This is a genomic window from Bradyrhizobium sp. WSM2254, assembly GCF_000472645.1.
Lineage (GTDB): Bacteria > Pseudomonadota > Alphaproteobacteria > Rhizobiales > Xanthobacteraceae > Bradyrhizobium > Bradyrhizobium niftali.
On the sequence record NZ_AXAB01000009.1, the window covers coordinates 46,985 to 60,918 of the forward strand.

13 protein-coding genes are annotated in these 13,934 nt (G+C 65.2%); 10 read left to right on the forward strand and 3 right to left on the reverse strand.

The features are described 5' to 3' along the window. Nucleotides 1–47: 47 nt before the first annotated feature. Entirely contained in the window at nt 48–707 is a 660-nt protein-coding gene (locus A3M7_RS0107175; protein ID WP_027543317.1) for a TetR family transcriptional regulator, read from the reverse strand. A 157-nt stretch (nt 708–864) separates the two neighbouring features. Here A3M7_RS0107175 and A3M7_RS0107180 point away from each other — a divergent pair, with 157 nt between their 5' ends. Continuing rightward, nucleotides 865–2,037 (forward strand): acetyl-CoA C-acetyltransferase, encoded by a 1,173-nt coding sequence (locus A3M7_RS0107180; protein ID WP_027543318.1) that lies wholly within the window; start codon nt 865–867, stop codon nt 2,035–2,037. A gap of 179 nt (nt 2,038–2,216) precedes the next feature. Beyond that, complete coding sequence (locus tag A3M7_RS0107185; RefSeq protein WP_027543319.1) at nt 2,217–3,761, forward strand: acyl-CoA synthetase; 1,545 nt, start codon at nt 2,217–2,219, stop codon at nt 3,759–3,761. A gap of 129 nt (nt 3,762–3,890) precedes the next feature. On the opposite strand, the gene A3M7_RS0107190 is transcribed toward A3M7_RS0107185, so the two are convergent. Then, the gene (locus tag A3M7_RS0107190; protein WP_027543320.1) at nt 3,891–4,433 is read right to left on the reverse strand and encodes a methylated-DNA--[protein]-cysteine S-methyltransferase; all 543 of its coding nucleotides are present in this window, start codon (nt 4,431–4,433) and stop codon (nt 3,891–3,893) included. Between the two features lie 137 nt (nt 4,434–4,570). Between A3M7_RS0107190 and A3M7_RS0107195 the strand changes: the two genes are divergently transcribed. Further along, the gene (locus A3M7_RS0107195; RefSeq protein WP_027543321.1) at nt 4,571–5,389 is read left to right on the forward strand and encodes an alpha/beta fold hydrolase; all 819 of its coding nucleotides are present in this window, start codon (nt 4,571–4,573) and stop codon (nt 5,387–5,389) included. 2 nt (nt 5,390–5,391) lie between these two features. Then, nucleotides 5,392–6,204, forward strand: a complete 813-nt coding sequence (locus A3M7_RS0107200) for an alpha/beta fold hydrolase (protein ID WP_027543322.1) — start codon at nt 5,392–5,394, stop codon at nt 6,202–6,204. Between the two features lie 181 nt (nt 6,205–6,385). Here the strand turns inward: A3M7_RS0107200 and A3M7_RS0107205 are convergent, their stop codons facing one another. Beyond that, on the reverse strand, nt 6,386–6,841 hold the full coding sequence (locus tag A3M7_RS0107205; protein ID WP_049823258.1) for a carboxymuconolactone decarboxylase family protein: 456 nt from the start codon (nt 6,839–6,841) through the stop codon (nt 6,386–6,388). 99 nt (nt 6,842–6,940) lie between these two features. Between A3M7_RS0107205 and A3M7_RS0107210 the strand changes: the two genes are divergently transcribed. From A3M7_RS0107210 to A3M7_RS0107235, 6 genes are all read left to right on the forward strand, one after another. Beyond that, nucleotides 6,941–7,810: a sigma-70 family RNA polymerase sigma factor gene (locus A3M7_RS0107210; protein ID WP_027543324.1), complete on the forward strand. Its 870-nt coding sequence runs from the start codon at nt 6,941–6,943 to the stop codon at nt 7,808–7,810. Nucleotides 7,811–7,897: 87 nt separating this feature from the next. Next, nucleotides 7,898–9,154, forward strand: a complete 1,257-nt coding sequence (locus A3M7_RS0107215) for a M20/M25/M40 family metallo-hydrolase (protein ID WP_027543325.1) — start codon at nt 7,898–7,900, stop codon at nt 9,152–9,154. A 194-nt stretch (nt 9,155–9,348) separates the two neighbouring features. Beyond that, nucleotides 9,349–10,026: a GntR family transcriptional regulator gene (locus tag A3M7_RS0107220; protein ID WP_027543326.1), complete on the forward strand. Its 678-nt coding sequence runs from the start codon at nt 9,349–9,351 to the stop codon at nt 10,024–10,026. Between the two features lie 117 nt (nt 10,027–10,143). Beyond that, on the forward strand, nt 10,144–10,944 hold the full coding sequence (locus A3M7_RS0107225; protein WP_027543327.1) for a phytanoyl-CoA dioxygenase family protein: 801 nt from the start codon (nt 10,144–10,146) through the stop codon (nt 10,942–10,944). Nucleotides 10,945–11,101: 157 nt separating this feature from the next. Continuing rightward, complete coding sequence (locus A3M7_RS0107230) at nt 11,102–12,415, forward strand: NAD(P)H-dependent oxidoreductase (protein WP_027543328.1); 1,314 nt, start codon at nt 11,102–11,104, stop codon at nt 12,413–12,415. 183 nt (nt 12,416–12,598) lie between these two features. After that, complete coding sequence (locus tag A3M7_RS0107235; protein WP_027543329.1) at nt 12,599–13,687, forward strand: TRAP transporter substrate-binding protein; 1,089 nt, start codon at nt 12,599–12,601, stop codon at nt 13,685–13,687. Nucleotides 13,688–13,934 lie beyond the last annotated feature (247 nt).

Below are 13,934 nucleotides of genomic sequence, written 5' to 3' on the forward strand. Positions count from 1 at the left end.
ACCTTTCCTTGGGCGTTTCTTCTCTGGACTTGACGGGTTCGGCCGGATCATCCGGCCGCGGCAGCTTCCTCGACGTTGGTGAGGATGCCGCCGCAGATCAGCGTTTCCATGTGCTTGATGTATTGCCGGCAGACTTCGTCGGTGACCGGGCCGACGCCGGTCGCGCGAGACATCGCGTGCCGGCCGAAGAACAGATGATCGCAAGCGCCGATCAGGCTGGTGTAGAACAGCACCGGATCGGTCTGACGGAATTCGCCGCGGCTGACGCCTTCGGCGAGCAGGCGGCGATGAAAATCCAGCAGCGGCGCGACGAAGAATTTCGAGACTTCGTCGGCAGAGCCGGCGACGCTCTCGTGCAGGAGATAGTGGATCAGCCGGTTCATGTAGGGGAACCGGTGATAGGCCCGGATGATGCCGCCAATATGCAGCTTCAGCTTCGCGGTCGGCGTGATCGGCTGGGCCAGCAGATATTCGAGGTTGGACAGCTCCGTTCCCGCATCGCGCTCGAGCAGCGCCAGCAGCAGGCCGTCCTTGTTGCCGAAGTGATATTTGACCAGCGCGGCGTTGGCGCCCGACTTCTGGGCGATGTCGGAGAGCGAAATCTCGATCGAGGAACGTTCGATCATCAGCTCGCTCGCGGCCACGAGCAATTTCTCTGCCGTGGAATTCTTTCCGTTGGGGAGCCTGGTCGGTACGCTGGTAGCCACGGAGTTCCCTGTTCTCGCCGCTTGAAGCGGGGCGCAGATAAGCCCAAGCAGCGCCTCATCACAAGAGTTAATTGATCGATTGACTAAATGATGTCGCGCCCTTTTAATCCGCCCCCGACAACCAACCCGATCCAGAAAAATTCAGGGAGAAACCGAAATGGCCGAGGCTTACATCGTCGCCGCTGCGCGTACCGCCGGCGGGCGCAAGGGGGGCCGCCTCGCCGGCTGGCATCCGGCCGATCTCGCCGCCAAGGTGCTGGACGAGTTGGTCGATCGCACCAAGGTCGATCCGGCCCTGGTCGAGGACGTGATCATGGGCTGCGTGATGCAGGTCGGCGAACAGTCCAACAACGTCGCGCGCAATGCGATCATGGCCTCGAAGCTGCCGGAAAGCGTGCCGGGCACCTCGATCGACCGCCAGTGCGGCTCCTCGCAGCAGGCGCTGCACTTCGCGGCCCAAGCCGTGATGTCCGGTGCGATGGACGTCGTGATCGCCGCCGGCGTGGAATCGATGACGCGCGTGCCGATGGGCCTGTCCTCGCAGCTCCCGGCCAAGAACGGCTTTGGCAATTACAAGAGCCCGGGCATCGAGGCGAAGTACCCCAACATCGTGTTCAGCCAGTTCACCGGCGCGGAGATGATGGCCGAGAAGTACGGCCTCTCCAAGAATGACCTCGACGAATATTCCTTCAACAGCCATCAGCGCGCGATCGCGGCGACGCAAGCCGGTCACTTCAAGAGGGAGATCGTCCCGCTCGAGATCACCCGCGCCGACGGCAGCAAGGATACCCACCACATCGACGAGGGCATCCGCTTCGACGCCACGCTCGACGGCATCAAGGGCGTCAAGCTGATCGCCGAGAACGGCAAGCTCTCCGCGGCCAGCGCCAGCCAGATCTGCGACGGCGCTTCCGGCGTCATGGTGGTGAACGAGCGCGGGTTGAAGCAGCTCGGCGTCAAGCCGCTCGCGCGCGTCCATCACATGACCATGATGGGCGGCGATCCCGTGATCATGCTGGACGCGCCGCTGCACGCCACCAAGCGCGCGCTGGAGAAGGCCGGCATGACGATCGGCGACATCGACCTGTTCGAGGTCAACGAGGCCTTCGCCTCGGTGCCGACCGCCTGGCTCAAGACCACCGGCGCCGATCCGGAGCGCCTCAACATCAATGGCGGCGCCATCGCGCTCGGCCATCCGCTCGGCGGCTCCGGCACCAAGCTGATGACGACGCTGATCCACGCGCTGCACCAGCGTGGCAAGCGCTATGGCCTGCAGACCATGTGCGAAGGCGGCGGCATGGCCAATGTGACGATCGTGGAGCGGCTGTAAACTACTGCTGCCACACTAACGGTGTCGTCCCGGCGAAAGCCGGGACCCATACCGCGAAATCTATCGATAGTGGTTGGTCGCAGTACCGAACGACGATCCTCCGCCAAACGACGCCCTGTGGTTATGGGTCCCGGCTTTCGCCGGGACGACATCTCGTGTGCCTTTTGGGACCTACGCTTATGACCCATCCGTCCGTCTACGCGAAGACCACGCCGAACAAGATCGCCTACCAGATGGCCGGCACCGGCAAGGCGATCACCTATCGCGAGCTCGACGAGCTCTCGAACCAGGGCGCACACCTGTTCCGCTCGCTCGGCCTGAAGGCCGGCGACCACATCGCGCTATTGATGGAGAACCGGCTTGCCTTCATGGAGATCTGCTGGGCAGCGCAGCGCAGCGGGCTCTATTACACCGCGATCAGCCGCTATCTGAAGCAGGACGAGATCGACTACATCATCGCCGATTGCGGCGCCAGGGTCGTGATCACCACGCCGAAATGCGCCGACCAGATCAAGGCCCTGATCAAGGGCACGCCCGGCGAGCCGGTCTTCTACATGATGGACGAGCCGCTGCCCGGATTCCGTTCCTACGACGAGGAAGCCGCAGCACAGCCGACGACGCCGATCGCCGACGAGGTCGCCGGCTACGACATGCTGTACTCGTCCGGCACCACCGGCCGGCCCAAGGGCATCAAGAAGGCGTTCGAGGGCAACAGGATCGACCTGCCGAACGCCTTCCTGCGCGTGCTCTGCGCCGACATGTGCGGCATGAATGCGGAGAGCACGTATCTCTCGCCGGCGCCGCTCTATCACGCGGCTCCCCTGCGCTTCAACATGATGGCAATCGTGCTCGGCGGCACCTCCATCATCATGGAGCGTTTTGACGCCGAAGAGTTCTTGAAGCTGGCCGAGAAGTACAAGGTCACACAATCTCAGCTCGTGCCGACCATGTTTGTGCGCATGCTGAAGCTGCCGGACGAGATCCGCACGAAGTACAACGTCTCGACGCTCAAGGGCGCCATCCACGCCGCCGCCCCCTGCCCGGTCGACGTCAAAGCAGCAATGATCGAATGGTGGGGACCGATCCTGATCGAGTATTACGCCGGCTCGGAAGGTAACGGCGTCACCGTGTGCAATTCGAAAGAATGGCTGGGGCATCGCGGCAGCGTCGGCCGCGCCGTGGTCGGCAAGATCAAGATTCTCGACGAGAACGACGAGGAGCAACCGACCGGCGAAATCGGCACGGTCTATTTCGCCGACGCGCCTGTTTTCACCTATCACAACGATCCCGAGAAGACCAAGAAGGCCTACAACGCCAAGGGCTGGTCGACGCTCGGCGATGTCGGCTATCTCGACAAGGACGGCTTTCTCTATCTCACCGATCGCAAGTCCTACATGATTATCTCGGGCGGGGTGAACATCTACCCGCAGGAGACCGAGGACGTGCTCATCACCCACCCCGATGTCGCCGACGTCGCCGTGTTCGGCGTGCCGAACGAGGAGATGGGCGAGGAGGTGAAGGCGGTGGTGCAGCCGCACGACATGACGCGTGCGGGCAAGGCGCTGGAAGCCGACCTGATCGCCTATTGCAAGGGCCGCCTCTCCGCCATCAAGTGCCCGCGCTCGATCGATTTCGAGGCCGAGCTGCCGCGCACGCCGACCGGCAAGCTGGTGAAGCGGCATTTGCGCGACAAATATTGGCCGAAGACGGCGGCGAAGATCTAGCCCGAGCAGTCGTTCCGAACACCGTCATGGCCGGGCTTGTCCCGGGCATCTACGTTCTTTGTGCGGCCGGGAAGACGTGGATGGCCGGGTCAGGCCCGGCCATGACCCCGAGCGAGCCTCAACGTAGCCTCAATCGAACAGGCTCGGCGTGTGGTTCACCAGCGCGCCTTCGATCTCGAGCATCTTCAGCTTCGTCACGACGCCGCCATTGGCCGAGAAGCCGCCGGGCTTGTTGCCGGCCGCCAGCACGCGGTGGCAGGGCACGACGATCGGGCACGGGTTGCGGCCCAGCGCCTGGCCGACATCGCGCGACAGCTCGACGCCGCCGAGCTGCTTGGCGATGTCGCCATAGGTGATGGTCTTGCCGGGCGGGATGCCACGGGCGATCTCGTAGACGCCGCGGTTGAAGTCGGGCACGCCGTCGAGATCGAGCGGGATGTCGGTGAGGTCATCCGGCTCGCCCGCGAGCAGATTTGTGATCCGGTCGATCGCCTGCTGCACCTCGGCGGGCGGCTCGGCTTCACTGGCATCGATGTGGCGCTGGCTGATGCGGGTGCGGATCTTCTGCTCGCCGCCCATCGGAAGCTGCGTGCCGTTGATGCCGCGCGGGCCCCAGGCGATGGCGCAGAGGCCGATCCTGGTATCGAACAGGGCAAAATGCTGGTCGGTCATGGCTTGGTTCCTGGCTGCGTCCTTGTCGCATGCCCCCAATGTGATCTCTGGCCAAATCTAGGCTTGGAAATAGTTGCGATCCACCCGGTTTCCGGGAATCTTGCACAGGAGTTCCGCCTCCTTCCCGCGAGCCCAGAATGCAGAGCCTTCACGTCAACGGTTACGACATGCCCTATCTCGACGTGGGCGAAGCCAAAGGCGGCCCGCCGCTGGTCTGCGTGCATGGATCGCTCTCGGACTTCCGCATCTGGGGCTGCGTGCTCGGGCCGCTGACGCAACGGCACCGGCTGATTGCCGTCAGCCTGCGGCACTTCTTCCCCGAGCAGTGGGACGGCAACGGCGACACCTATTCCATCAGCCAGCATGTCGACGACGTCATCGCCTTCATCGAAAAACTCGACCTCGGTCCGGTCGACCTGATGGGGCATTCCCGCGGCGGGCACATCTGCTTCCGCGTGGCGCAACGGCGGCCGGAGCTGCTCCGGCGGCTGATCCTCGCCGAGCCCGGCGGCGAACTCGATGCGAGCCTCGATCCCGATTACGTCGGTGGCCCCTCGCCGCTCTTGGCGCGGTTCACGGCCTCGGCCGAGAAGATCGCGGCCGGCGATGTCGACGGCGGCCTTGCCGTCTTCGTGGACACGCTGGAGGGCGCCGGCACCTGGCCGCGGCTCCCGGCGATGGTGAAGCAGAATCTGCGCGACAACGCCTATACGCTGATCGGGCAGGTCCGCGACAACCGCCCGCCGTTCTCGAAGGCGGATGCGGAATCGATCAAGATGCCGACGTTGTTCATCCTGGGCGCGCGGACCAAGGGCCTGCTGCCGAAGGTGCTGCATGCGCTGGCCGCGCACGTGCCCTATTCCAAGACGGCGATCATCCCGAACGCGACGCATCCGATGTTCGAGCAGGCGCCGCAAAAATACTCCGAAGTAGTGCTGGACTTTCTGGCGAGCTGAGCATGCAGAGCTTTCGCGTCAACGGTTACGACATGGCCTATCTCGAAGTCGGAGAAGGCCCGCCGCTGGTCTGCGTGCATGGCACGCTCGGGGATTTCCGCACTTGGTATTCCGTGCTCGGCCCGCTGTCGAAGAGCCATCGGGTGATCTCGATCAGCCTGCGGCATTTCTTTCCCGAGCATTGGGACGCCATCGGCGACGACTACAAGATGGCGCAGCACGTCGCTGATGTAATCGCCTTCATCGAGCAGGTGAGGCCCGCACCCGTCGATCTGATGGGACATTCGCGCGGCGGCCACATCGCCTTTCGCGTGGCGCAGGCGCGGCCTGATCTGTTGCGCAAGCTGGTGCTGGCCGAGCCCGGTGGCGATCTCGACGTCAGCCTGCCGGTCCCTGAAGGCACGCCCGCGCACCCGCCGCTGGCGACGCGCACGGCGCGCTCGGTCGAGATGATCCGCGCCGACGACATCGAGGGCGCGCTGCAGAATTTCTACGAGGGGATCGAAGGCGACGGCTCGTGGCGGCGCGTGCCGGCGGCGGCGAAGCAGCAATTGCGCGACAACGCCATCACCTTCCTCGGCCAGGTCAACGAGCAGCGCAGGCCCTATACGCTCGCGGATGCGCAGGCGATCAGGACGCCGACGCTCCTGATCGGCGGCGGCGCGACGACGGGAAGCCTGTCGGTGATGTGGCGCGTGCTGGCGGAGCACATCGCAGGAGCCAAGACGGCCGTGATCGCGAATGCCGGCCACTGGATGTTCGAACAGGCGCCACTGGAATATGGCGAGGTGGTGAACAGGTTTCTGGCGGAGTAGCTGGGTGTAAGGAACGCACCGTCGTTGATCCCCCTCGCCCCGCTTGCGGGGAGAGGGTGGGGTGAGGGGGAGCCTCCGCGCAGACGGTGACAGCGAGACTCGCGGAAACTCCCCCTCACCCGGAATTTGCGATGCAAATTCCGGCCTCTCCCCGCAAGCGGGGAGAGGCGAAGGAAGAGCCTCACACCTTCCACACGCCGACCGGCATCTTGATCGTCGCGTTGAGGCGGTTCCAGACGTTGATGGTCGCGATCGAGAGGATCAGGGTTGCGAGCTCGCGCTCGTCGAAATGCTTGGCGGCCTCGTTCCAGATCAGATCGGGCACCGGATCCTCACGGTCGGCGATACGGGTGACCGCCTCGGTCAGAGCCAGCGCGGCGCGCTCGGCTTCGGTGAAATAGGGGGTATCGCGCCAGGCCGAGACGGCGAACAGGCGCTCGTCGGTCTCGCCGACCTTGCGGGCGATCTTCGGGTGCATGTCGACGCAGACGCTGCAGCCATTGATCTGGCTGGCGCGCAGGTGCACCAGTTCCAGGAGCTTTTCCGGCAGGCCCTGTTTGGTCAAATTGCCGAGAGATTGCAGGACATTCATGGCCTCGGGCAGGACCATGACGGGGTGATTCATGCGGGCGTGCATCATTGTCGTCTCCATCTGTCGAATTTCGAAGGTTCCGGTCACATTGGCCGGATTGGCTTCGTCATGGGCATGACGGATCGCGACGAGGGAATGTGACCGATGACCCAAAAAAACTTTGAAGAAGATTTTCTCAGCCAACAGTTCGAGGCCAGCAGGGACCATTTGCGCGCGGTCGCCTACCGGATGCTGGGCTCCCGCGCCGAGGTCGACGATGCCGTGCAGGAGGCCTGGCTGCGGGTCAGCCGCTACGATACGTCCGATGTCGCGAATTTGCGGGGCTGGCTGACCACCGTGGTCGCGCGCATCTGCCTCGACATGCTGCGCGCGCGCAAATCGCGCCGCGAGGACCCGATGGGCCCGCATGTGCCGGAGCCGGTCGACGAGACGCGGGAGCGCGAAGCGGAGATGGCCGATTCCGTCGGCGCGGCACTGCTGATCGTGCTGGAAACCTTGCAGCCGGCGGAGCGGCTCGCCTTCGTGCTGCACGACATGTTCGCGGTGCCCTTCGAGGAGATCGCGCCGATCGTCGGGCGCTCCGTCGATGCCTCGCGCCAGCTTGCCAGCCGTGCGCGGCGGCGCGTGCAGGGCGCGCCGGTGCCCGAGACGGACCTGTCGCGTCAACGCAAGATCGTCGATGCCTTCCTCGCAGCTTCGCGCGAAGGCAATTTCGAGGGGCTGCTTGCCGTGCTCGATCCCGACGTCGTCTTTCGCGCCGACCAGGCCGCGGTGCGGCTCGGTACGCTGCCGGAGATCCGCGGCGCGGATGCGGTCGCGCAGCTCTACAAGGGCCGCGCCCAGGCCGCGCGCGCGGCGCTGGTCGATGGCGAGATGGGTGTTGCGGTCATCCTCGGCGGGCAATTGCGCATCGCGCTGCGCGTGAGCTTCAGCGGCGACCGAATCGCGGCGATCGAGGCGGTGGCCGATGCAGAAGAGATCGCGGCGATCGAGGTCGAGGTGCTGGAGCGCTAGGCCGGCGTGGCATCGCATCTGTCCGGATGCTAGGCTTTCCGCATAATCGCGCGCTGCCGGCGCTCAAGACGCGAAAGGACGCAAGTCATGACATCCCGCCTCATTCCCCTGCTCGCACTATCCCTGCTCGGCCTCACCGCCGGCGCCACGACTGCGCTCGCGGCCGCCGACGAGAAGCTGAAATCCGCCGCCGAGCAGGAGAAGGCACCGCTGATCGAGACCTTGCGCGACATGGTGATGATCGAGAGCGGCAGCAGCGACGCCGAAGGCCTGAAGAAGATGGCCGACTTCACGGAAGCCCGCCTGAAGGCGCTGGGCGCCACCACGGAGCGGCGCAAGACCACCGCGGGCACGCGCGCCGACATGGTGATCGCAACGTTCCAGGGCTCGGGCACGCGAAAGCTGATGCTGATCGCGCATATGGACACGGTCTATCAGCGCGGCATCCTCGGCAGCGAGCCGTACCGTGTCGACGGCAACCGCATCTACGGCCCCGGCATCGCCGACGACAAGGGCGGCATCGCCGTGGTGCTGCATGCGCTCAAGATCCTGACGGACGCCGGCTGGAAGGACTACGCGACGCTCACCGTGTCGTTCAATCCGGATGAGGAGGTCGGCTCGATCGGGTCGGGCGAGATCATCGCTGAGCTCGCCGATCAGCACGACGTCGTGCTCTCCTGCGAGCCGACGGTGGCTGCGCCCGTGGCCAAAAATGACGGGCTGCTGCTCGGAGCCAGCGGCACTGCGACGGCGAAAATGGAAGTGAAGGGCCGGGCCTCGCATGCGGGTGCCGCTCCCGATCTCGGCCGCAATGCGCTGATCGAGCTCGGGCACCAATTGGTGCAGACCAGGGATGTCGCCAAATCGATTCCCGGCACGCAGCTCAACTGGACCACCGCGCAGGCCGGCACCGTGCGCAACCAGATCCCGGAGAAGGCCGAGGCCGGCGGCGACGTTCGCCTCACCATCCCCGACGGCATCGCCAAATTGCAGGCAGCGCTCGACGCCAAGCTGAAAGAGAAGCTCGTTCCCGACACCGAGACGACGGTGACGATCACGCCGGGCCGCCCGCCCTTCGTCGCCAGTGATCGCGGCCGCGCACTCGCGCAGGAGGGACAGGCGATCTATGCCGAGATCGACCGCAAGCTCGACATCGCCGAGATGACCGGCGGGGCCACCGACGCCGGCTACGCCAACCGCAGCGGCAAGGCGGTCGTGGTCGAGAGCTTCGGCCTCGCGGGCTTCGGCTACCACGCCCGCGACGAATTCATCGACACCAACTCGATCGTGCCGCGGCTCTATCTGATGAGCCGGATGCTGGTCGAGCAGGGCAAGAAAAAGTAGGCGCCAGACCGGGCCAGATCATTTTCGCAAAAACAACCCCATGCACAGTAGGCCGCCCTAGCGATATCAATGGCTTAGTGGAGCCCCCAAATAGCGCCTGTGGCGGCGTCGGGCCGTGCTTGACGCCATCGGCCTCTCGCAGTACCTTCGAATACGGAATTCCGTATTCCCTCTCATGTTTCGGAGTCGCCGGCGTGATCCCTCTCGACCCGCTCCCGAACCTGATCGACCAGGTCTATGCGCGGATCCTGGAGGCGATCTCCGATCGCACGCTGCAGCCGGGCCAGCGCATCCGGCAGAACGAGCTCGCCGACAAGCTCGGCGTGTCGCGCCAACCGGTGTCGCACGCGCTGCATCTGCTGCATCGACAGGGCCTCGTCGCCGAAAGCGGCCGGCGCGGCTTTGAGGTCACCCAGCTCGATCCCGCGCGCATCCGCCAGCTCTACGAGGTGCGCGGCGCCCTCGATGCACTCGCCGCCAGGCTCGCCGCGACGCGCGCCGCAAGCGACGCGGCAGGGCGCACGCGGCTCGAGGCGGCGCTCGCCGCCGGGCGCCGCATCGATCGCAAGACGTCGCTTGCCGAGCTCATCACCCTCGACGTCGATTTTCATCGCGCGATCTACCAGCTCGCCGGCAATCCCGTGATCGAGGAGACGATCGCGCCGCAATGGCCGCATATGCGCCGCTCGATGGCGACGGTGTTGTCGGAGCTCGACTATCGCGGCAGCGCCTGGGCCGAGCATGCGACGATTGCCGGACACATTCTCGCGGGTGAGGCGAATGCCGCCGAACGCGCGGCACTCGCGCATGCGCAGACGGCGGGACGGATGACCGAGGAGAGATTGCGGGCGACGGACGAGGCGGCGGCGTAGCGATAAGCGCTGTCATTCCGGACGCGCGAAGCGCGATCCGGAATCTCGAGGTTCCGGGTTCGGTCCTGCGGACCGCCCCGGAACGACAACAAGAACAAAACAACAGGAGGACGACCCATGAAACTGTCTCAGGAGCAATTGGAGTTCTTCCACCGCGAGGGCTGGCTGTTCCTGCCCGAATTGTTCAGCCAGGAGGAGGTCGATCTGCTCGCGCGCGAGGCGGTCGGCATCTACGATGCCAACCGGCCGGAGGTCTGGCGCGAGAAGAGCGGCGCGCCGCGCACGGCGTTTGCCGCGCATCTCTACAACGAGGCCTTCCGCATCCTGGGCGCGCATCCGCGCATGATCGACCCGGTCGAGCAATTGTTCGGCGAGCCTGTCTACATGCACCAGTTCAAGATCAACGCGAAATCGGCCTTCACCGGCGACGTCTGGCAATGGCACCAGGACTACGGCACCTGGAAGCGCGACGACGGCATGCCGGAGCCGCGCGCGATGAACATCGCGATCTTCCTCGACGAGGTGATGCCGATCAACGGTCCCCTGATGCTGGTGCCGCGCAGCCAGAATGCCGGCGATCTCGAAGCCTCGCATGACCTTGCCACCACATCCTACCCGCTGTGGACGCTGGACGAGGCAACAGTGACGCGCCTCGTCAAGCAGGGCGGCATCGTCGCGCCCACGGGCAAGCCCGGCGGCATGCTGATGTTCCACGGCAATCTCGTGCACGGCTCAGCCGGCAACATCACGCCCTACCCGCGCAAGATCGTGTACCTGACGCTGAACGCGGTCTCGAACCATATCCGCAACCCCACGAGGCCCGAGTACATCGCCCACCGCGATTTCGCGCCGATCAAGACGGTGGACGACGACGCCCTGCTGCGGCTCGCACGTGCGCCGCGGCAGGCGGCGGAGTAAGCTGTCATTCCGGGGCGACGCGTAGCGTCGAGCCCGGAATCCATTGAGCCGCAGAGCCGCGGATAAATGGATTCCGGGCTCGCGCTTCGCGCGCCCCGGAATGACGAACGCTGATAGTTCGCATCGCCCAACAGCCATTGCACTCTCGGACATTCCCATGAACCTCTTCCGCCTCCTCCAGGCCCGCGCGTCCGCCGGCAAGCCTGTGCGTGTCGCGCTGATCGGCGCGGGCAAATTCGGCTCGATGTTTCTGGCGCAGGTTCCGCACACGCCGGGGCTGGAGGTGCCCATCATCGTCGACATCGACCGCGATCGCGCGCGCGAGGCCTGCCGCACGGTCGGCTGGGATGCGGCGCGCATTGCCGCGACCGTGTTCACCGATGACGGCGCACGCGCGATTGCCGGCGGTGCGATGGACGTGGTGGTGGAAGCGACCGGCAATCCCGCCGTCGGCATCAGGCACGCGCGCGCCGCGATTGCGGCGGGCAAGCATATCGTGATGGTCAATGTCGAGGCCGACGTGCTGGCGGGCCCGCTGCTCGCCGAGGAAGCGCGCAAGGCGGGCGTGGTCTATTCGCTTGCCTATGGCGACCAGCCGGCGTTGACGGCGGAGATGGTCGACTGGGCCCGCGCCACCGGCTTTCGCGTCGTCGCCGCCGGCAAGGGCACGAAATATCTGCCGGCCTATCACGACGTGACGCCGGACGGCGTCTGGCAGCATTACGGCCTGACTGCGGGCGAAGCGCAGTCCGCCGGCATGAATCCGCAGATGTTCAACTCATTCCTCGACGGCACCAAATCGGCGATCGAGATGGCCGCGATCGCCAATGCCTGCGGCCTCGACGTGCCGGCGGAGGGACTGTTGTTTCCGCCCTGCGGCGTCGACGACCTGCCGCATATCATGCGGCCGCGATCGCGTGGCGGCGTGCTGGAGCGCTCCGGCGTGGTGGAAGTCGTCTCCTCGCTCGAACGCGACGGACGGCCGGTGTTTCGCGACCTGCGCTGGGGCGTCTATGTCGTGCTGGAGGCTCCGAACGACTATGCCGCGGACTGCTTCAAGCAGTACGGCCTGAAGACCGATGCGAGCGGACGCTTTGCGGCGATGTACAAGCCCTATCATCTGATCGGGCTCGAGCTGAACATCTCGGTGCTGTCGGCCGCGTTGCGGGGCGAGCCGACCGGCCAGCCTTACGGCTTCCGCGGCGACGTCGCGGCGGTGGCCAAACGCGATCTGCGCGCCGGCGAGATGCTGGACGGCGAAGGCGGCTACACGGTGTGGGGCAAGCTGGTGCAGGCCGCCGCGAGCCTCAAGGCGGGCGCCCTGCCGATCGGCCTCGCGCATCGCTTGAAGCTGAGGCATGACGTCGCGCACGGCGCGGTCGTGCGCTGGAGCGACGTCGAATTCGACGCCGCCAACGAGACGGTGAAGATCCGCAAGGCCATGGAGGCCGCCTTCGCAGCGCAGCATTGAACGGCTGCACCGGTAGCGCAACCAAAGTGCGCTTGATTTGCGGAACCCCTTTCGTCATCCTGAATGGGATCCGGGAATACTGAATTTCGGACACCAGGAAACGTCGGCCTGCGGCGAACATCAAAGCGGCAACAAGACCGCGATCCCTCGTCGAGGACTCGACAACACCCAGAGGGGAAACGAATGGAACGTCGTAAATTCCTGACGGCAGGCGGATTGGGCCTTGCCGCGAGTGCCGTTGCTGCGCCGGCGATCGCACAATCGATGCCGGAGGTGAAGTGGCGGCTCGCCGCGAGCTGGCCCAAGGCGCTCGACACGCTCTATGGCGGCTGCGAATATTTCTGCAAGCGCGTCGCCGAAGTCACCGACAACAAATTCCAGATCCAGCCGTTCGCTGCCGGCGAGATCGTCCCGGGCCTCCAGGTGCTCGACGCCGTGTCGAACGGCACCGTCGAGATGGGCAATACGGCGCTGTATTACTATTGGGGCAAGAACCCGGCCTTCACCTTCGGCACGTCGCTGCCGTTCGGCCTGAACACGCGCGCGCACATCTCTTGGCTGCTGTTCGGCGGCGGGCAGGACCTCCTCAACAATCTCCTCAAGGAGCATAACACGATCGGCGTTCCAACCGGCTCGACCGGCGCTCAGATGGGCGGCTGGTTCCGGAAGGAGATCAAGTCGATGGAGGATTTCAAGGGCCTCAAATTCCGCGTCGGCGGCTTCGCCGGGACCATCATCGCCAAGGTCGGCGGCGTACCGCAGCAGATCGCGGGCGGCGACATCTATCCGGCGCTGGAGAAGGGAACGATCGACGCGGCCGAATGGGTCGGGCCCTATGACGACGAGAAGCTCGGCTTCGTGAAGGTCGCGAAATTCTACTACTATCCGGGCTGGTGGGAAGGCACCGGCCAGGGCCACAACATCATGAATCTCGACAAGTGGAACACGCTGCCCAAGCACTACCAGGCCGCGATCGAGATGGCCTCGCGCGATACCTTCACGTGGGTCACCGGGAAATACGATTACGTCAACCCGCCGGCGCTGAAGCGCCTGCTGGTGGCCGGCGCAATCCTGAAGCCGTTCCCGCAGGAGGTGCTGGAGGCCTGCTACACCGCCGCGAACGAGATTTACGCGGATCTCTCCAAGACCAACCCGCACTTCGCCAAGATGTACGCGAGCCTGTCCGCGTTCCGGAACGAATCGCTCGCCTGGATGCAGGTCGCCGAGCTCAGCTACGACAGCTTCATGATGCGGATGCGCACGCGGACGTGAGGCAGTGAGCCGATCGGTCGAACCACGCTGAAAGTGTCATCGCCCGGCTCGACCGGGCGATCCAGTATCCCAGAGGCCGGAGTTGGAAGGCTCGCTCCTGCCATATCCGCCGCGGCGTACTGGATGCCCGCCTACGCGGGCATGACAGCGGTGACTGTGGTGGAACGGCAAGATCAAACGACGAAAGCCCCGGAGATCTCTCCGGGGCTTTCGCTTTGGTCTTCCAATGCGTCCATGCGCGAAGTGG